Below are 20,408 nucleotides of genomic sequence, written 5' to 3'. Positions count from 1 at the left end.
ATGTATGCTTGACCTGGATCAACCAAAAGCGCAGATAGCGGAAAAGTGAGTATAAATCACTCACGTTGAAACAGGCGATAAAGGCTAACAACCGTTTGAATCTTAGCAATTTTAAGGATGAATAGCCTGTCCAGGCCACCTGTCGTAAACCAAGTGCTGGATATCCTTTTCTTTTTTACCAACAGAGAAATTTTCAAGCAGCGACCGAAACCATGCCAAAAAAATCGTCCGGATATCCAGGGCGCAGACCACGCTCGCAAACGTTTGCTTTCCCTGTTAGAATTGCGCCGAATTTAACTTTTACCGCAAGAAAAAACGTGGGGAATCAGGCAGTGACCGATAAGACCTCTCTTAGCTATAAAGATGCCGGCGTCGATATTGATGCGGGTAACGCTCTGGTTGATCGAATCAAAGGCGTAGTGAAGAAAACTCGCCGCCCGGAGGTTATGGGCGGTCTGGGCGGTTTCGGTGCGCTGTGCGCGTTGCCGCAAAAATATCGTGAACCGGTACTGGTTTCCGGCACTGACGGCGTAGGCACCAAACTTCGCCTGGCGATGGACTTAAAGCGTCACGACGCTATCGGTATTGATCTGGTGGCGATGTGCGTAAACGATCTGGTCGTTCAGGGCGCGGAACCGCTGTTTTTCCTCGATTACTATGCCACGGGTAAACTGGATGTCGATACCGCCGCCAGCGTGATCAACGGTATTGCCGAAGGCTGCCTGCAATCCGGCTGCGCGCTGGTTGGCGGCGAGACGGCGGAAATGCCGGGCATGTATCACGGCGAAGATTACGATGTGGCGGGTTTCTGCGTCGGCGTAGTCGAAAAATCAGAAATCATCGACGGCTCCCGGGTTGCCGAAGGCGACGTGCTGATTGCGCTCGGCTCCAGCGGCCCGCACTCGAATGGATATTCGCTGGTGCGGAAAATTATTGACGTTAGCGGCTGCGACCCACAGACCACTCTGCTGGAAGGGAAGCCGCTGGCCGATCATCTGCTTGAACCGACCCGTATCTACGTAAAATCGGTTCTGGAACTGATTGAAAACGTCGATGTACACGCTATCGCCCACCTCACCGGCGGCGGCTTTTGGGAAAATATTCCGCGCGTTCTGCCGGAGAATACCCAGGCGGTAATTAATGAGTCGTCATGGCAGTGGCCCGCCATCTTTACCTGGCTGCAAACCGCCGGTAATGTCAGCCGACATGAAATGTACCGTACCTTTAACTGCGGCGTCGGCATGGTGATTGCGCTCTCCGCTCCGGAAGCGGACAAAGCGCTTGCTCTGCTAAACGAGAAAGGTGAAAACGCATGGAAAATCGGTATCATCAAAGCCTCTGATTCCGAACAGCGTGTGGTTATTGAATAATGAATATTGTGGTGCTGATTTCCGGCAATGGAAGCAATTTACAGGCGATTATCGATGCCTGCGAAGCGAAGAAAATTAAAGGCACCCTCAGGGCAGTATTCAGCAATAAGGCCGACGCGTTCGGCCTTGAACGCGCCAGAGAAGCAGGCATTCCGGCGCAAGCGCTGACTGCCGATCGGTTTGACAGCCGCGACGCCTTCGATCGCGAGTTGATTCGCAAGATAGACGCGTATGCGCCCGATGTGGTCGTGCTGGCCGGTTTTATGCGTATTCTGAGTCCGATGTTTGTCGCGCATTACTACGGGCGTCTGCTGAACATTCACCCTTCCCTGCTGCCAAAATATCCGGGGTTGCATACCCATCGCCAGGCGCTGGAAAACGGCGATGAGGAGCACGGTACCTCGGTGCATTTCGTGACAGACGAACTCGACGGCGGCCCGGTCATTCTCCAGGCGAAGGTGCCGGTTTTTGCCGACGACAGCGAAGATGATATCACCGCACGCGTACAAACTCAGGAACATGCGATTTATCCGCTGGTGATTGGCTGGTTTGCGCAGGGGCGTCTAAAGATGCGCGATAACGCCGCCTGGCTGGACGGGCGTCGTCTGCCGCCGCAAGGTTATGCGTCTGACGAATAATACGTCATCGAACAGGACTGCGTCTGCTTGCCGGATGGCGGCATAAATGCCTATCCGGCCTACTCTTTTCCCTTCCTTTATGCTATCAGTTTATTGTCATATTTTTCTGGCGCAGTTGGACATTAACGCGTAATGCTCGCCATAATCATCAGGCAGTGTCCCGTGAATAAAACGGAGTATAGGTAGTAATGGGTCAGGAAAAGCTATATATCGAGAAAGAACTGAGCTGGTTAGCATTTAACGAACGCGTGTTACAGGAAGCAGCGGATAAATCCAACCCGTTGATTGAGCGGATGCGGTTCCTGGGAATCTATTCTAATAACCTCGACGAGTTCTACAAAGTGCGTTTCGCTGAACTGAAACGACGCATTATTATCAGCGAAGAACAGGGTTCAAATTCTCATTCACGCCATTTGTTAGGCAAAATTCAGTCCCGCGTGTTGAAAGCAGACCAGGAGTTCGACGGCCTGTACAACGAATTACTGCTGGAAATGGCGCGTAATCAAATCTTTCTGATCAACGAGCGTCAGCTCTCGGTGAACCAACAAAGCTGGTTGCGCCACTATTTTAAGCACTATTTGCGCCAGCATATTACCCCGATTCTCATTAACCGGGAGACGGATCTTGTTCAGTTTTTAAAAGATGATTACACCTATCTGGCGGTGGAGATTATCCGCGGCGATACCATCAACTATGCGCTGCTGGAGATACCGTCCGACAAAGTCCCACGCTTCGTTAATCTGCCGCCGGAGACACCGCGCAGACGCAAGCCGATGATTCTTCTGGATAATATTCTGCGCTACTGCCTGGATGACATTTTTAAAGGGTTCTTCGACTATGACGCGCTTAATGCCTATTCGATGAAAATGACCCGCGATGCCGAATATGACCTGGTGCATGAGATGGAATCCAGTCTGATGGAGCTGATGTCTTCCAGCCTGAAGCAGCGCCTGACCGCTGAACCTGTGCGCTTTGTCTATCAACGCGATATGCCCGCCGCGCTGGTCGACGTGCTGCGGGAAAAACTGACGATCTCCCGGTATGACTCAATCGTACCCGGCGGGCGCTACCACAATTTTAAAGACTTTATTAATTTTCCGAATGTCGGTAAAGCCAACCTGGTCAATAAACCGTTACCGCGGTTACGCCATCTTTGGTTTGATAAAGAGAAGTTTCGTAACGGTTTCGACGCGATTCGTGAACGTGATGTGCTGCTCTATTATCCTTATCACACCTTTGAACATGTGCTGGAACTGCTGCGTCAGGCGTCGTTTGACCCAAGCGTGCTGGCGATCAAAATCAATATTTATCGCGTAGCGAAAGACTCGCGCATTATTGACTCGATGATCCATGCCGCCCATAACGGCAAAAAAGTCACCGTGGTGGTGGAGTTGCAGGCGCGCTTCGATGAAGAGGCGAATATTCACTGGGCCAAGCGGTTAACCGAAGCGGGCGTCCATGTTATTTTCTCTGCGCCTGGGCTGAAAATTCACGCCAAACTCTTCCTCATCTCACGAAAAGAGGGCGATGACGTGGTGCGTTATGCGCATATCGGCACCGGTAACTTCAACGAAAAAACAGCGCGGCTGTATACCGATTATTCGCTGCTGACCGCCGATGCGCGCATTACCAATGAAGTGCGCCGGGTCTTTAATTTTATTGAAAACCCCTATCGCCCGGTCACTTTCGATTATTTGATGGTTTCTCCACAAAACTCACGGCGTCTGCTGTATGAGATGATCGATCGTGAAATCGCCAATGCCCAGCAAGGCTTACCGTCAGGGATTACGTTAAAGCTTAACAACCTGGTCGATAAAGGGTTGGTCGACAGGCTATACGCCGCGTCGGGTTCGGGCGTCCAGGTCAATCTGCTGGTGCGCGGTATGTGTTCTCTTATTCCGCAACTGGAAGGCATTAGCGATAATATTCGTGCGATTAGCATTGTGGATCGCTATCTGGAGCACGATCGGGTTTATATTTTCGAAAACGGCGGTGATAAGCAAGTTTGGCTCTCTTCAGCTGACTGGATGACGCGTAATATTGACTACCGTATCGAAGTCGCTACGCCTATCCTCGACCCGCGGCTTAAACAACGCGTCCTGGATATCATTGACATTCTGTTTAGCGACACGGTAAAAGCGCGTTTTATCGATAAAGAACTCAGCAACCGCTACGTGCCGCGCGGCAATCGCCGTAAAGTCCAGGCGCAGCTGGCAATTTATGACTACATCAAATCACTCGAGCAACCAGACTAACGCTATGCCAATTTACGATAAATCCCCTCGCCCACAGGAGTTCGCTGCGGTCGATCTCGGCTCAAACAGCTTTCATATGGTCATTGCCCGCGTGGTTGACGGCGCAATGCAGATTATCGGGCGCTTAAAACAGCGCGTCCATCTGGCGGACGGGCTGGGCGCGGATAACAAACTCAGCGAAGAAGCCATGGAACGAGGGCTTAGCTGTCTGTCGTTGTTTGCTGAACGCTTACAAGGTTTCTCCCCTTCCAGCGTCTGTATCGTAGGCACCCATACGTTACGTCAGGCGCAAAATGCCGCTGATTTTCTCAAACGCGCGGAAAAGGTTATTCCCTACCCGATAGAGATTATTTCCGGTAACGAAGAAGCGCGCCTGATTTTTATGGGCGTAGAACATACGCAGCCGGAAAAAGGCCGCAAGCTGGTGATCGATATCGGCGGCGGGTCAACAGAGCTGGTCATTGGCGAAAACTTCGAACCCAGGCTGGTTGAAAGCCGTCGTATGGGCTGCGTGAGCTTCGCGCAGCTCTACTTTCCCGGCGGCGTTATCAATAAAGAAAACTTCCAGCGCGCCCGAATGGCGGCAGCGCAAAAACTGGAAACCTTAACCTGGCAGTATCGTATTCAGGGTTGGAACGTGGCGATGGGCGCTTCCGGTACGATTAAGGCCGCTCATGAAGTTCTCCTGGCGCTGGGTGAGAAAGATGGCTTCATTACGCCGGAGCGCCTCGATAAACTGAAGTCAGAAGTGTTGAAGCACCGCTCCTTTAATGCGCTCAGCCTGCCGGGTCTGTCTGAAGAACGAAAAGCGGTCTTTGTGCCGGGCCTGGCGATTCTGTGCGGCGTTTTTGATGCTCTGGCTATCCGCGAGCTTCGCCTTTCCGACGGCGCGTTGCGCGAAGGCGTGCTGTATGAAATGGAAGGCCGCTTCCGCCATCAGGATGTTCGCAGCCGTACCGCAAAAAGTCTGGCCAATCAATACAACATTGACAGAGAACAGGCCAGACGCGTGCTGGAAACCACCATGCAAATGTACGAGCAGTGGCAGGCCCAGCAGCCAAAACTGGCGCATCCGCAGCTTGAAGCGTTGCTCCGCTGGGCGGCAATGCTGCATGAGGTTGGACTGAATATTAATCACAGCGGTTTACATCGCCATTCGGCTTATATTCTGCAACACAGCGATTTGCCCGGCTTTAATCAGGAGCAGCAAATGATGATGGCGACGCTGGTGCGTTATCATCGTAAAGCCATAAAACTGGATGATATGCCCCGCTTTACGCTGTTTAAGAAAAAACAGTATCTGCCGTTAATTCAGCTACTTCGGCTGGGCGTATTACTGAACAACCAGCGGCAGGCGACCACCACGCCGCCGACGCTGCGGCTAACGACCGATGACAGCCACTGGACGTTATGTTTTCCGCATGACTGGTTCAGCCAGAATGCGCTGGTACTGCTTGATCTGGAAAAAGAACAGCAGTACTGGGAAGCGGTAACTGGCTGGCGTCTCAATATTGAGGAAGAAAGCTCGCCGGAGATCGCCGCGTAAATTGTGGATCAGACGCCGCGCTGCGGCGTCTGCCTTTACTGAATCTCAGATAATAGCTGCGGCTCGCCAATTAAATATCCCTGAAGATAGTCGATCCCCAACGACAGCACGACGCTTCGTATTTCTTCGCTCTCGACATACTCCGCGACGACCTGCATTTTTTTCATTCGCGCTAAATGACAAATAGAAGCCACGATCTGATAATCGAGACTGTTTGACACTATATTGCGAATAAAACTGCCATCAATTTTAAGAATATCGGCGTTAACGTTTTTCAGCCGCGCATAGCTGGCGTAGCCTGTACCGAAATCATCAATCGCTATCTGACAGCCAAACTGCTGTAGCTGTCCCAGCGTCAACTGCGCCTGCTCAGCATTGGTGAGAGAGTTGCTTTCCGTTACCTCAAAAACCAGTTGCCAGGGTTCAACCTGATATTGTTTAAGCAACTGCTTAACTTCTGCAGGAAAACGGGCGCGACATACCGATGTTGGCGACAGATTAATGGCAAAACGATGCGCGGGCATATATTCCCGGCTGGCCGCCATAAACCGCAGCGTGTTTTCAATCACCCAGAGATCGATAGCGGAAGACAAACCAAACTCATGCGCCACGGGTAAAAAATTGTCTGGGTTGATAACGTCGCCGTTATCATCCCTGAGTCGCAGTAAAATTTCATGGTAAACGTCCCCACGAACACCGAAAATAGGCTGCGCCATCAGGAAAAAATGATCGTGCTCCAACGCCTGTTGCAGCCGATTCATCATCGCAATTCTGCCCTTCAAATCGCGCTGCAGGTGCATTGCGCCGCGCCGCTGTAAATCCTCCGGCGCGTTAGTCGTCAACGAAAGATCGGAACTGGTGCTTAATTCGCCCAACAGCAGATAAAGGTGGCTAACCGGAGAACGCACGCAGCAGTAGCTCACGCCGACAGGCGGCTGTAGCGGCAGTCCGTCCCAGATAAACCGAAACTGCTTAATATGTTTATCCAGCGCTTCAATACGCTGCTGATGCGCCTCTGTATTAAGACGCAGCACCAGGTCGTGCCCTGACATCTGGTAGACGCACTCATTTGAGGCCAGCATCGGCGTAATCCAGTGAGAGAGCTTTTGCTTATACTGGATGCGTAGCATGACGCCATAATTTTTACCCAATAGCTCCAGACCCGGCACGTGTAAAAAACAGATCGTAGACCAGGGCGCATTTTGGAGCGCGCGGTTTAACGCACGTAAATTGGGAAGATGTACAACCGGGTCAAGATAGGCCAGCCGCCGTGCGCGACCACTCACTACGCGCTGGCGCGTGGCCAGCACAGACATATAATTAACAATAAAAGAAAAAACCAGATAGCTCGAAGAGGTAATCGCTAATTGCGTATCATAACCTGAATACCAGGGCATATAACGCTGATAATAATGAATTGACGTAATTAGCACGACGGCCCAGATAATTGAAATAAACTTATAGCCATAGCGCATCGCGCCCCACAGCATGACCGGCAATAATAACGAAAGCGTATAGTTGGTACTAAATATTGAACTATTATCAGTCAATGGCATACACAGTATAAACATTAGTGTAGTCAATACGGCCAGCCAAATAACGATCTCTTTTTTAGTGACCTTGCTATCAATCTGTAGCTTTAATTGCTGATAATACCCGCGCAGGTGCAGCGGATTGCGGAGAGTACGAATAATAAAATAGCACAATGGCACGCCGATAAGGTTACCGACCAGTAACGCCTGGTAATTAATCAGCGTGTTGATATTAAAGGGCATTACCCCCATCAGGCTGGCTTTACTTTCGTACATGCCAACAAAAGCGGCAAACTGGTAGATGACCAGAAATAATGTTGCTGAACAAAATACCTGCCAGAACATTCGTTGAAACAACAGGTGGGCGTCGCCGTGGGAAACATTATTTCGCCGGGGGGAAAAGACACGATAACCGCCCCAACTTAGCACGATAGTAATGATAAAGTGCATTGTCACAGAAAGGGTTTCATACAGACCTGTCTGCGGGTATCTGCGCCAGAAGATAGCAAGCACAATGCCCGGCATTGCTGCCCAGCCGAAAAAGAGCATCAGGCTAAGCATAAAAGCTAACGGCAGGTAAAAAAGAACCACATTTCCAGTGCTGGTAAGCGCATAAGTATTTGCGCTACTTAAAACAGGTAGTAAAATCGAAGGGAGAATGAGCGGTAGTCCCCACCATTTATCTCTGATATTTATATAAGTTTTATTTAGTTTCATAGATGCTCAGCAGAACCCCCCAATCCCAAAGGGGCGTTAACAGACAGGCATCCCACCTGACTTTAAATTGATGATGCGATATACATCACACGATAGTCATCGATTGTAATTATTAAACAAAAGTAACATTTGATTTAAGTCAATTATTACCTTTCTCCTGCAGCCTTTATTCGTCTTTTTATTCTTTGTTATCATTAATTTATTATTAATGTAAATACTAAAATTATCTTCCATAACAATATAAGATAAATCAACTGACGCAATTTTACATTAAGAGGAATTGACCATCGGTTCGCAGTATGCCTTAATGTAGAGTGAACGCAGGCTTGTTACGTTCTTCGCCTTGATAATACCCTTGAAGAACCCAGCCTGATCCCGCCCATACCGCTGGGCCAACGTTAAGGAACCCTTTGTGAGTCAGGCCAACAGTATGCGAAAACGACATCGATTTAACACTCGCATGACCCGTATCGTACTGCTTATCAGTTTTCTCTTCTTCTTTGGACGTTTCGTCTACTCTTCTATCGGCGCCTGGCAGCACCATCAGGATAAAAAAGAAGCGCAACAGTCATCGCTTTCTGTCACCACGCCGGGACAACGTTAAGCTGTTATCCGTTAAAAAGCCCGCGCAAGAAAAAGGAGCTTTAGCGTTAACGCAAAAAGACAATCCCACTCAATGGGTTCAGGCCATGATCAGACGCTTAAAGAGCAACCGCGGCATATCCTGCCTGGGTGATAAGATCATATGCGCGGTTACTAAGATTCCCTCGACCGAATACAAAATCCGATAGCCTTCAGCGTGGTTAAACTCCCGGTAGCTGGCACAAGTTCAGGGCAAATCTGGCATCCCAGCGGGCACTGGCGTACGGTACTCTCAAACTGTGTGAGTATCTCTACGATAGCCGGATGCGGCTCAACCTCAACGCGCTTCAGGAAACCCGCTATTGTGTCGATGCAGTGCTTTACCGTAAACGTATACTCAAAGGTCACCTGCGGTTCCGCCCTATCCGCCAGAGCCAATGCGAAATCAGGAAGATAACCATCGTGGGAGGAGAATAAGGTGACCAGTCCCATACGTCAGAATTTGTTTTGTAAAGAGCCACGAGGGATCAGATTACCAACGTTGACAGGCAAAACCATCAATTCATTGCAGCTAAGCTCAACGAATAATTTAGGTCGTTTCGTTGGTCGTAATGTACCCTGGCTCGGTTGGGTTATGACATTCACTACGATTTATGATATCCAGCGTGATATTAAAGATACATTTAATCGTGTGGCGGTTCCTAAAGATCGCATTCAGTGGACGTACTTCTAATGAGAGATATTGAGAAAGAAATTATCGATTTTATCGATCAGGAATATAACACTAAAAAGTACTTTCTCTGTGGGTCAAAGCGAACCATCACGCTTGATACCAGTATTAGGGATGATCTTAAACTCGTTTTTGAAGATAGTGAAGAATTTCTACAAGAGTACTTCAAGCGTTGGAATGTAGATTCAGAAGGATTTGACATACTCAACTATCTGAATCCAGAGTATTTTGGAAGTAAAGAGCCTGATCCGCGTAAGCCACTAACAGTTGGTATGCTCGGTGAAAGTGCTAAAGCTGGACGTTGGTTATATAGTTGAAGAATAAGTTATTATATTTTAAATACCCCTTATTTGGGCTGAATCGCCACGGATAATCTGGACACTTCTGAGTCGTTGGTAGATCTTTTTCTTTATCCGCTCACGCTTCAGTAGCTGGAAAAAGCTTTCTGCAACCGCATTGTCATGACAGTTGCCACGACGGCTCATACTGCCCTCCAGTCCGTGCGATTTCAGGAACGACTGCCATTCATAGCGGGTGTACTGACTACCCTGATCAGACTGAACCAGCACCTGTTTTTGGGGATGACGTCGCCACACGGCCATCAGAAGCGCATTCAGGACAATATCTTTTGTCATTCGTGGTTGCATTGACCAACCGATAACTTTGCGCGAGAACAAATCAACGACCACGGCAAGATACAGCCAACCTTCGTGGGTTCGTAATTACGTCAAATTTGCCGTCAAGAGCTGTGCGCTACACAGAAAGCTCATCTATGCACATAAATAAAAACCCTCTGTAAAAACAGAGGGTTAAATTCACCTTTACCTGTTCATGAAAACACAGGAAGGGTTATCGGCTTATTCCCACTCAATGGTAGCCGGTGGTTTACCGCTGATGTCATACACCACACGGGAAATCCCGTTGACTTCATTGATAATGCGGTTGGAAACACGACCCAGGAAGTCATACGGCAGGTGCGCCCAGTGCGCGGTCATAAAGTCGATGGTTTCGACGGCACGCAGGGAGACCACCCAGTCATACTTACGACCATCGCCCATGACGCCTACGGAACGGACCGGCAGGAAGACGGTGAACGCCTGGCTGACTTTGTCGTACAGATCCGCCTTACGCAGTTCTTCAATGAAGATAGCGTCCGCGCGACGCAGCAGGTCGCAGTACTCTTTCTTCACTTCACCCAGTACGCGCACGCCGAGGCCCGGCCCCGGGAACGGATGGCGATACAGCATGTCGTACGGCAGGCCCAGCTCCAGACCAATCTTACGCACTTCGTCTTTGAACAGCTCTTTCAGCGGTTCAACCAGCCCCATCTTCATCTCTTTCGGCAGGCCGCCGACATTGTGGTGAGATTTGATGACGTGCGCTTTACCGGTTGCAGACGCCGCAGATTCGATAACGTCAGGGTAGATGGTGCCCTGCGCCAGCCATTTCACGTCTTCCAGTTTGAGCGCTTCTTCGTCGAACACTTCCACAAAAACGCGACCGATGATCTTACGCTTGGCTTCCGGATCGTTCTCACCAGCCAACGCGGACAGGAAGCGGTCTTCTGCCGGTACGTGAACAATGTTCAGACCAAAATGGTCGCCAAACATGTCCATCACCTGCTCGGCTTCGTTGAGGCGTAACAGGCCGTTGTCGACGAAAACACAGGTCAGATTTTTACCGATCGCGCGGTGCAGCAGCATTGCGGTTACGGAGGAATCCACGCCGCCGGAGAGACCGAGGATTACTTTGTCGTCGCCCACCTGCTCGCGAATGCGCGCCACGGCGTCGTCGATGATCTTCGCCGGCGTCCACAGGGCTTCACACTGGCAGATATCACGCACAAAACGCTCCAGCATACGCATACCCTGGCGGGTGTGAGTCACTTCCGGGTGGAACTGTACGCCGTAGAAGCGTTTTTCTTCGTTGGCCATAATGGCGAACGGACAGCTCTCGGTGCTGGCGACGGTCACGAAGTCGGACGGAATCGCCGTCACTTTATCGCCGTGGCTCATCCACACGTCTAGCAGCGGTTTGCCGTCGGCGGTCAGGGAATCTTCAATACCGCGAACCAGCGCGCTGTCGGTCAATACTTCGACCTGCGCGTAACCAAATTCACGCTCATTAGAACCTTCTACATGACCACCAAGCTGCATCGCCATGGTCTGCATCCCGTAGCAGACGCCAAATACCGGCACGCCTGCTTCAAAGACATACTGCGGCGCGCGCGGGCTGTTTTCTTCGGTGGTGCTTTCCGGGCCGCCGGAAAGAATAATGCCGCTTGGGTTGAAGTCACGAATTTGTGCTTCTGTCACATCCCACGCCCATAGTTCGCAGTAAACGCCCAACTCACGCACGCGGCGTGCAACCAGTTGAGTGTACTGAGAACCGAAGTCCAGAATGAGGATGCGATGCTTATGAATGTTTTCCGTCATTGACGCTTATTCCGAGGCAAGTGAAACAGATTAAATAAATCGCCCGACACGAAGGTCGGGCGAAGAAAATCAGGAGCCCAGACGGTAGTTCGGGGACTCTTTGGTGATGGTCACGTCGTGAACGTGGCTTTCCTGGATACCCGCACCGCTGATACGCACAAACTCCGCTTTAGTACGCAGTTCGTCGATGGTAGCACAACCGGTCAGCCCCATACAGGAGCGCAGGCCGCCCATCTGCTGGTGAATGATCTCTTTCAGGCGACCTTTATAGGCTACGCGGCCTTCGATACCTTCCGGCACCAGTTTGTCGGCGGCGTTGTCGCTCTGGAAGTAACGGTCGGAGGAACCTTTGGACATCGCGCCCAGAGAACCCATACCGCGGTAGGATTTGTACGAACGGCCCTGGTAGAGTTCGATTTCGCCCGGGGATTCTTCGGTACCGGCCAGCATAGAGCCCACCATGACAGCGCTCGCGCCTGCGGCGATGGCTTTGGCGATATCGCCGGAGAAACGGATACCGCCGTCAGCGATAACCGGAATCCCGGTGCCTTCCAGCGCTTCAACTGCGTCAGAAACAGCGGTGATTTGCGGAACGCCCACGCCAGTCACGATACGAGTGGTACAGATGGAACCCGGGCCGATACCCACTTTCACCGCGCTGCAACCGGCTTCCGCCAGTGCGCGAGCGCCTGCGCCCGTCGCGACGTTGCCGCCGATGATTTGCAGGTCAGGATATTTAGCTCGCGTCTCACGGATACGTTGCAACACGCCTTCTGAATGACCGTGAGAGGAGTCGATCAGCAGTACGTCAACGCCTGCCGCCACCAGCGCGTCAACGCGCTCTTCGTTGCCCGCGCCTGCGCCAACCGCCGCGCCGACACGTAAACGGCCCTGCTCATCTTTGCAGGAGTTTGGTTTACGTTCCGCTTTCTGGAAATCTTTTACGGTAATCATGCCAAGCAGATGGAAGTTATCATCAACGACCAGCGCTTTTTCAACGCGTTTTTCGTGCATTTTTGCCAGCACGACTTCACGGGCTTCGCCTTCACGAACGGTCACCAGACGCTCTTTCGGCGTCATGTAAACACTCACCGGCTGGTTCAGGTCAGTCACAAAACGCACGTCACGACCGGTGATGATACCCACCAGCTCGTTATCTTCAGTCACCACCGGATAGCCCGCGAAGCCATTACGCTCGGTCAGGGCTTTCACTTCATGCAACGTGGTGGTTGGCAGGACGGTCTGCGGGTCGGTCACTACGCCGGACTCGTGTTTCTTCACGCGGCGAACTTCTTCCGCCTGGCGCTCGATGGACATGTTTTTGTGGATAAAACCAATGCCGCCTTCCTGGGCTAGGGCAATTGCCAGGCGCGCTTCCGTCACGGTGTCCATCGCCGCAGAAAGCATAGGAATATTCAGACGAATGGTTTTCGTCAACTGCGTGCTGAGATCGGCAGTATTCGGCAAAACGGTGGAGTGAGCGGGAACAAGGAGGACGTCGTCAAACGTCAGGGCTTCTTTAGCGATACGTAGCATGGGCAATATCTCACCTGGGAGGTTAATAAATATTGCCGCGGCATTATACAGAACGTAATCGGTTGCATCTACATTTTTTTGCAAATAGTGCTTGCGATCCCCCGTGAGCAGGTTACTATCGATTGAATAACCTGCTGATTTAGAATTTGATCCCGCTCACATGTTATCCTCTCAAACTTCCTCAATTTTTACCGTAAGCCGCCTTAACCAGACGGTTCGTCTGCTGTTGGAACAGGAGATGGGACAGGTATGGATCAGCGGCGAGATTTCTAATTTCACGCAGCCTGCGTCGGGCCACTGGTACTTTACGCTCAAAGACGATACCGCTCAGGTGCGCTGTGCGATGTTCCGTAACAGCAACCGCCGGGTGACGTTCCGCCCGCAGCACGGGCAGCAGGTGTTAGTCCGCGCCAATATCACGCTGTACGAGCCGCGCGGCGATTATCAAATCATCGCCGAAAGTATGCAGCCCGCGGGCGAAGGCTTGTTGCAGCAGAAATATGAGCAGCTAAAAGCCAAACTGCAGGCCGAAGGCTTGTTCGATCAGCAGCATAAACAGCAGTTGCCCTCCCCGGCCCACTGCGTTGGGGTGATCACTTCGAAAACCGGCGCGGCGCTGCACGATATTCTCCACGTGCTAAAGCGTCGTGACCCATCCCTGCCCGTTATTATCTATCCAACCGCAGTCCAGGGCGACGACGCGCCGGGGCAGATCGTTCGTGCTATCGAACTGGCGAACGCGCGCGGCGAATGTGATGTACTGATCGTCGGACGCGGCGGCGGTTCGCTGGAAGATTTGTGGAGTTTTAACGACGAACGCGTGGCGCGGGCGATTTTTGCCAGCCGTATTCCGGTGGTCAGCGCCGTCGGTCACGAAACGGACGTGACGATAGCTGATTTTGTCGCCGACCTGCGCGCGCCGACGCCATCAGCAGCGGCAGAAATTGTCAGCCGCAACCAGCAGGAGTTGTTGCGTCAGATTCAGTCCGCCCAGCAGCGCCTGGGCATGGCGATGGACTACTACCTCGCCAACCGCAGCCGTCGTTTCACGCAGATTTTTCACCGTCTGCAACAGCAACATCCGCAACTGCGTCTGGCCCGCCAGCAAACCGCGCTGGAACGTTTACGCCAACGGATGGGATTTGCGCTTGAGGCCAGAATTAAGCAGGCCACTCAGCGCCAACAGCGCGTAAGTCAACGCCTGAGCCAGCAAAATCCGCAGCCGCGCATTCACCGTGCGCAGTCGCGCATCCAACAGCTGGAATATCGTCTGACGGAGAATATCCGCTCACGGTTAAGCGAACAGCGCGAACGCTTTGGCAACGCGGTCACGCATCTGGAGGCGGTCAGCCCGTTAGCCACGCTGGCGCGCGGCTATACGGTTTCGACGACAACGGACGGCAAAGTGCTGAAAAAGATCAAACAGGTCAAAGCAGGCGATATCATGACCACGAGACTGGAGGACGGCTGGCTTGAAAGTGAAGTCAAATCCGTCACGCCGGGCACGTAATCCAACATTCCCCCACCCTTTGCAGCGCGATGTTGGGGTTCGACTTCGCCTCAGCCAACCTACGCGCCACATTGGATAAGGTGTAGCCATAATCTGACGATCAATCGGTTTGTCATTCGCCTCAAAACCGGGCAGGGAACGCCCGCCCGGTTTTGTCTAACTTACCAGTTATAGCGCAGATTGAGGCTACCGTTCAGATCGCCAAAATCATTGCTGCCAGTCTGCCCGGCAACCTGAGCGCGAACGCTCCACTGCTTATCGATATCTGCCTGCAGACCTACTTTCAGCTCCGCACGGTTAGCCGGAAGATCCTGTTTCACCGTAGCATCATCAAACGATACCGACACATCATCGCTGGTGTGCAGCCAGTTAGCTTCAGCAAACGGCTGGATAACCGTACGACTGCCCTTGTACAGCTTGCCGTCAACTCGCAGACCCAGGCGCGTTGTCCAACTGTCACTATCCTGACCGTCGATCCGGGTGCCGTAGTTATCCTTCACGCTATCCGCTGAGTAATTCTGCCAGACAACCTGCGCCTGCGGCGTCAGACTGACAGTATTGCCGTTACTCAGCGCAATATCGTAGCGATAACCGGTTTCCAGCGAGACAGCGTTAGCGGTTGAATCGTAAGATTCAGAACCCGCATCACCGCTCTCTACGCTGTTGTTGTAGAAACCATATTGGTACCAGCTGTCGACATACGCGCCGCTATGCGTTTGGGCATCGGCAAACCAGGTGGCATAGACGCCAAGGTTGTAGCCGTCTACGTTGCTGCTGCTGGTGAACTGGCTACCGTCCGCGCCACGGTTACCGGTGCTGTCGGTATCGGCGTTGATGTAGCTCGCCATGACGCCAACGGTAACGCTCTGCTGGCCGTTGCCCCAGGCCAGAATGTCGCCGCCTAACTGGAACTGGGAGTAGTTGCTGTCCATATCGATATTGCCGCTGACAGCCTCGGATTCCGCTTTACCCGCTTTGAAGCGCGCCCATACGCTACCATCGGCGTTACGATACTGGCTACCCTCGCGGTCATAGAGGGTCTGCATTTGCAGGTTGCGCGCCATCCACTGGTTGCCCATGTACGCGCCGATATCCGCACGGTACTGCGGTGCGACATCGCCGCCATCGTCCGGAGGCGTGACATTACCGCCATCGTCGCCGTCGTCCGAAGGCGTGACATCACTGTCATCATCTGGAGGCGTGACATCACTGCCGCTGTCGTCATCATCAGACTGTGCTTTTGACGCCAGATACCAGTCGTTGTCACTTTCATTCCAGTACAGACGGTAGGTATACAGACTGGCGTTAACTTCATTTTTTAACACAAACGCATCGCTTGTCGATGTGCCGCCAACATCCACCACTTCGATACCGTTAGTGGTCTGCGCCCCATTGCCGATGCCGTTGATGTACAGATCGGTGGTGCCGGAGGCATCGCCGGTAATGACTAACTTATCGGTCGCCGAATCATCGTCGCCCAGGACGGTATTCAGGTAAAGCGAGCCGCCGTTGCCGGTGTAATCGCCATCGACATAAAGCGTATTGCCAGGCGTGCTGGAGGAGCTGCCGCTGGCGAGCGTCCCCATGTTGATCAGATCGCCATTGAGGGTGAGGATGGCGCCAGTTTCCTCGCTGTCGCCGAAGACCAGCGTCCCTTCGTTGGTCACCTTACCGTTAACGGTCGTACCGTTGCTGCCGCCGAAGGTCGCGTCAGAGGCGACGTTCACCGCCTGCTGGCTGCCCATTTCGCCAATCGTACCGTCCCCGGACAGCCACAGTGTGCCTTCCTGTACGTTGGTATCGCCGCTATAGGTATTCGCGCCGCTCAGCGTCAGTTTACCCGCGCCCAGTTTGGTCAGCGATTTACCGTCCCAGTCGCCGTTGCCGGTTTTATCGCCCAGTACGCTGGTGACTTCAAAACTGTCGCCTGCGCCCAGGGTAAACGTGCCGTGTGCTGGCGTCGCTGACGTGGCGGTCGCATTCCAGCTCAGCCCTTCGGTAAGCAGATATTCTGACGCATCTTCAGGATTGATTGTCCCGGTTACGGTCAGATAGTCCGGCTTGTCAGTAAGGTTCATCGTCAGGCTGGTAAAGTCGCCGCTGATATCGCTGTCCATATCCATCAGTTTAAAGGACTGGAACTCCGCGTCGGAGGCGCGCGCTTGCAGGCTGGCGTCGCTGACGACCAGATCGCCGCCAAGCGTGGCGCTGCCGCCGGTAATCAGCGGTTGCACTGAGTCACTATTCAGCTCAACGTTCAGCGTACTGCCATCTTGCTGAATTAACGCGCTGTCGCCGAGATCCAACGAGGTGCCGAGCGCCAGTTGGGTCGTCGCGCCGCTATGAGTGGTGATGCCGCCCACCGCGCTGACTTCACCATCTGCGTCCAGCACCAGCGTGGCGTTATTGTCGACCAGGCCGGTGCCCAGCGCCGTCGTACTGGCGGCGACCAGCGTACCTTCATTGATGGTGGTGCCGCCGCTGTAGTCGTTGTCGCCGGAGAGGATCAGCGTGCCTGCGTCTTCTTTGGTCAGCGATTTACCGTCCCATGTGCTATTCGGATCAAGCGTGTCGTCAACGTCTGTCAGATTAGCCGCAACGTTAAAGCTGCCGTCAGGGTCGCTAAGGGTAAAGGTACCGTGAGCGTCGGTAGAAGCGTTGTCTCTGTCCGCATACCAGGAGAGGGAGGCCGTCAGATCATAGTGGGTGTTGTCTGCTTCGTCGACTTTTCCGTCGATAGTCAGGAAGTCAACATCTTCTCTATTCATTCCCGCGACGGTCAGATTGTCGAAATCGCTGGTAATGGCGCTGTCGCTGTCAATCAGCGTGTAGGTGTATGCCTCAGGCGTCCAGCTGTCTGTAACACTGCCGATGCCGGTGACGTTCAGCGTGCCGCCCAGCGTGACGCTGTCGGCGGTAATGGCGCTTTCACCGTTGGCCTTACTGAGGTCAATATTCAGCGTACTATCGGCTTGCTGAGTCAGCGAGTCGACGTTGAGCGTCGTACCTTTGGCCAGCTCAGTCGTTGCTCCAGACTGGGTTGTGACATTCGCAAGGTTGAATTCGCCCTCCGCGTCCAGCTTCAGCGTACCCGCGTTATCGACATCACCGCCGCCCAGCGCGTTAACGTTGGCGGCAATCAGCACACCGTCGTCAATAGTGGTGCCGCCGGAGTAAGTGTTATCGCCGCCTAACGTCAGCTCGCCCGTACCGGTTTTCACCAGCGAGCCGCTGCCAGAAAGCGTATTTTCCAGCTCGCCTTCGCCGACCTGAAGCACGCCGCTGTTGGCAATAACGCCAGTGCCCAGTGAATCCGCATAGTCAGCCGTCAGCGTACCGCCGGTTATGGTGGTGCCGCCGCTGTAAGTGTTATCGCCGGTCACGATCAGCTCATCGTTACCGGTTTTGACAATTTGGCCCCCACCGGTCACGTTGTTATCCAGCGTGCCCTGACTCAGCGCAAGCGTTGCGCTTTCTGTAATCGTCACATCGCCAGTACCGAGCGAGGCGGCGTCTTTGGCGGCCAGAATGCCGCCGTCAATTTCAGTGTCGCCGTAGTCGTTGCCAGTGTTGCTGAGGATCAGCGTGCCGTCGCCCTGTTTGGTTAGCTTGCTGCCATCCCAGTTGGAGGTCGCCGTGGTTTCGTCCAGTTCGCTGGTGACGGTAAAGGTACTGCCTGCATCAACGGTAAAAGTGCCATGCGCAGCGCGCGTAGAATTTGCGCCCGCGTACCAACTCAAGCCCGTAGACAACTCGTAGTTGGTATTATCATTCGCATCAACGCCCGCGTTGATCGTAAGGTAATCCGGCATAGCAGAGATGTCGGCATCCAGCGTTACGCTGTCAAAATCGGTAGTGATCGCAGTTTGCGAATCAATCAGCGTGAACGATCCTAAGTGTTCGTCGGTTTCGGGCGCGACAAAGGTGGCCGTTGAGCTAAGGTTCAGCATCCCGTCCAACGTGACGTTGGCGGCTTTGATAATTGGCGAGCTGTTGGCGGTATCCAGCGTCGCGTTTATCTGGCTGCCGTTCTGCAAGGTCAGGGTATTGTCCACCGTCAGCAGCGTACCTGTCGAACCGCTCGCGTTGCCCAGCGTAATGCCGCCGTCGTTGGTCAGGTTGCCGACGGTTGACGGGTCGGTCATGTTCCACTGGCTGGTTTCGTCAAGCGTCAATGAACTGTTCAGGCCGTTGACGCTCCCTTGCAGTGAGGATTTTTCGGCCAGCGACAAGGACGATACTGTGCTCCCCGCGTCAATGTTGCCATTCAGCGTTGTGTTGTTGGCCTCTACGGTTGCCGCATTATCCAGTTTAATAGCCGTTGGGCCAGTCAATGTGCTGTCGGTTAATGTAATGGGCTTTTCCATCACCGTGTTTTTATCAACGTGCAGCGCGGCGGCGTCGTCTGAGGTCACGTCCGCATTATTGACCGTCAGCCCGGAGTTATTGCTGTAAAAACTGCTGCCCCCCGTGGTCATCAAAATACCATCGCCTTTGGCGATGATGGTGGCGCCGTCAATGTTGACGGAAGATTTGGCGCTCTTAATGCCGATATCTTCGGACGTAATGACCATCGAGTTTTTATTATCGCCGGAAATGGTTACCGTTGAGGCATTACCAGCCTCAATGGCTGCGCCTTTGGCATTATCGTGCATGATGGTTGAGTTCTTGATATCAAGAATACCCTGGTTGGAGGCAATAACCGTACTTTTCGTGCCCGTAGAACTCACCGTACTATTGGTCACATACAGAAAGGCGTTGCTTGTCGTGTTACCAGCCACGCTCAATTGACCATTCGTCAGCGTAACTTCGCTTCCGTCCTTTATTTTCAGCGTGCTGCCCTCGCCAACCGATATGTTGCTAGTGGTTTCCGCTGTTGCTGTTACCTTGATATCGCTCAATGTCGCTTGTGACTCGCCGCTGAGCGTCATGATGCCGTAATTGCCTTTGACCTGGAGGGTCCCTCCCGTTAGCGTTATGCTGCTCTGTCCGGTGAGTTCGATACCAGTACTATAGTTTCCTGTCGTTGAGATTTCTGCGTTGGTGAGATTAAGCACCGCGCCGCTGGCGAGCTTAATCGCCGTGGCGATTGCGTAGCTACCGTCCGGGAGGAGATCTCCGCCGCCGTCCGTCTCAATCACAACGCCCGTGCCTGTGCCTGAGGTTGGCTGCCATCCCCCCTTAGCCGTTGCCAAACCTTCCAGATACAGAGCCGTACCCTGGCCGGTACCTGAATAAGAAATTGGCGACGTTTCTGCGTTCAGGTCGTGGTCGGTTCCGTCAATGTAGGACACCGGATTATCGGCCATAGCCAGCGGACTGGCGAACCCAAGCGCGGCAACAATTGCGAAGGCCAGCGCATTGTGTTTTGCACTAATTGTCCATCCTGACTCAGGCTTTTCAATAGAAAGGGCGACTTCATTAGCGTGCGCCTGTATTTTAACTTTGCTGTGGCCTCGCGCCAGTTCTGAAGCCACGACATACATATTTCGCACGGCGCTCCAGACGATACTGTAGGTCCTGTTCAATTTTTAAATTTCCTTTTAATAACGTTCAC

12 protein-coding genes and 3 pseudogenes are annotated in these 20,408 nt (G+C 52.8%); 8 read left to right on the top strand and 7 right to left on the bottom strand.

The annotated features are described in order from the left end of the window. The first annotated feature begins 332 nt into the window (after positions 1–332). The 4 genes from purM (at position 333) to ppx (ending at position 5,809) form a co-directional block, all read left to right on the top strand. Positions 333–1,370 carry a phosphoribosylformylglycinamidine cyclo-ligase gene (gene purM / locus ACLJPE_RS17390; RefSeq protein ID WP_000130477.1) on the top strand — a complete coding sequence of 346 codons (1,038 nt, stop codon included), beginning with the start codon at positions 333–335 and terminating at the stop codon, positions 1,368–1,370. Next, a complete protein-coding gene (gene purN / locus ACLJPE_RS17385) occupies positions 1,370–2,008 on the top strand; it encodes a phosphoribosylglycinamide formyltransferase (RefSeq protein WP_001028588.1) in 639 nt (212 codons plus the stop codon). The genes purM and purN overlap by 1 nt, the downstream gene beginning before the upstream one ends. A gap of 188 nt (positions 2,009–2,196) precedes the next feature. Beyond that, a complete protein-coding gene (gene ppk1, locus ACLJPE_RS17380) occupies positions 2,197–4,263 on the top strand; it encodes a polyphosphate kinase 1 (protein WP_000529555.1) in 2,067 nt (688 codons plus the stop codon). 4 nt (positions 4,264–4,267) lie between these two features. Next, on the top strand, positions 4,268–5,809 hold the full coding sequence (ppx, locus tag ACLJPE_RS17375) for an exopolyphosphatase (RefSeq protein ID WP_001123330.1): 1,542 nt from the start codon (positions 4,268–4,270) through the stop codon (positions 5,807–5,809). 35 nt (positions 5,810–5,844) lie between these two features. On the opposite strand, the gene ACLJPE_RS17370 is transcribed toward ppx, so the two are convergent. Continuing rightward, entirely contained in the window at positions 5,845–8,058 is a 2,214-nt protein-coding gene (locus tag ACLJPE_RS17370) for a sensor domain-containing phosphodiesterase (RefSeq protein WP_000773660.1), read from the bottom strand. 96 nt (positions 8,059–8,154) lie between these two features. Further along, a complete protein-coding gene (locus ACLJPE_RS17365; protein WP_001581698.1) occupies positions 8,155–8,292 on the bottom strand; it encodes a hypothetical protein in 138 nt (45 codons plus the stop codon). Between the two features lie 178 nt (positions 8,293–8,470). Between ACLJPE_RS17365 and ACLJPE_RS17360 the strand changes: the two genes are divergently transcribed. Beyond that, positions 8,471–8,662 carry a YfgG family protein gene (locus ACLJPE_RS17360; protein WP_000075924.1) on the top strand — a complete coding sequence of 64 codons (192 nt, stop codon included), beginning with the start codon at positions 8,471–8,473 and terminating at the stop codon, positions 8,660–8,662. Between the two features lie 78 nt (positions 8,663–8,740). Here ACLJPE_RS17360 and ACLJPE_RS17355 read toward each other — a convergent pair. Beyond that, positions 8,741–8,884, bottom strand: a pseudogene (locus ACLJPE_RS17355) (hypothetical protein); the annotation flags it as partial. Positions 8,885–9,151: 267 nt separating this feature from the next. On the opposite strand from ACLJPE_RS17355, the pseudogene ACLJPE_RS17350 reads away from it, so the two are divergent. Both ACLJPE_RS17350 and ACLJPE_RS17345 read left to right on the top strand, forming a co-directional pair. Continuing rightward, a pseudogene (locus tag ACLJPE_RS17350) lies at positions 9,152–9,373 on the top strand (hypothetical protein); the annotation flags it as partial. Then, on the top strand, positions 9,358–9,687 hold the full coding sequence (locus ACLJPE_RS17345) for a DUF1493 family protein (RefSeq protein ID WP_077911334.1): 330 nt from the start codon (positions 9,358–9,360) through the stop codon (positions 9,685–9,687). The pseudogene ACLJPE_RS17350 and the gene ACLJPE_RS17345, both read left to right, overlap by 16 nt. Positions 9,688–9,765: 78 nt before the next feature. Here the strand turns inward: ACLJPE_RS17345 and ACLJPE_RS17340 are convergent. The 3 genes and pseudogenes from ACLJPE_RS17340 to guaB all read right to left on the bottom strand — a co-directional run. After that, a pseudogene (locus tag ACLJPE_RS17340) lies at positions 9,766–10,092 on the bottom strand (DDE-type integrase/transposase/recombinase); the annotation flags it as partial. A 135-nt stretch (positions 10,093–10,227) separates the two neighbouring features. Further along, a complete protein-coding gene (gene guaA, locus ACLJPE_RS17335; RefSeq protein ID WP_000138293.1) occupies positions 10,228–11,805 on the bottom strand; it encodes a glutamine-hydrolyzing GMP synthase in 1,578 nt (525 codons plus the stop codon). Positions 11,806–11,874: 69 nt separating this feature from the next. Further along, positions 11,875–13,341, bottom strand: coding sequence for an IMP dehydrogenase (guaB, locus tag ACLJPE_RS17330; protein ID WP_000944174.1), 1,467 nt, complete (start codon positions 13,339–13,341; stop codon positions 11,875–11,877). A 160-nt stretch (positions 13,342–13,501) separates the two neighbouring features. Between guaB and xseA the strand changes: the two genes are divergently transcribed. Further along, entirely contained in the window at positions 13,502–14,851 is a 1,350-nt protein-coding gene (xseA, locus tag ACLJPE_RS17325) for an exodeoxyribonuclease VII large subunit (protein WP_000953174.1), read from the top strand. A 161-nt stretch (positions 14,852–15,012) separates the two neighbouring features. On the opposite strand, the gene shdA is transcribed toward xseA, so the two are convergent. After that, entirely contained in the window at positions 15,013–20,379 is a 5,367-nt protein-coding gene (gene shdA, locus ACLJPE_RS17320) for a fibronectin-binding autotransporter adhesin ShdA (RefSeq protein WP_071646157.1), read from the bottom strand. Positions 20,380–20,408 lie beyond the last annotated feature (29 nt).

The organism is Salmonella sp. SAL04196 (genome assembly GCF_046550835.1).
Taxonomy (GTDB): Bacteria; Pseudomonadota; Gammaproteobacteria; order Enterobacterales; family Enterobacteriaceae; genus Salmonella; species Salmonella enterica.
The sequence above is the reverse complement of the archived record's forward strand: the minus strand, read 5'-3'. Positions and strand labels throughout refer to the sequence as shown.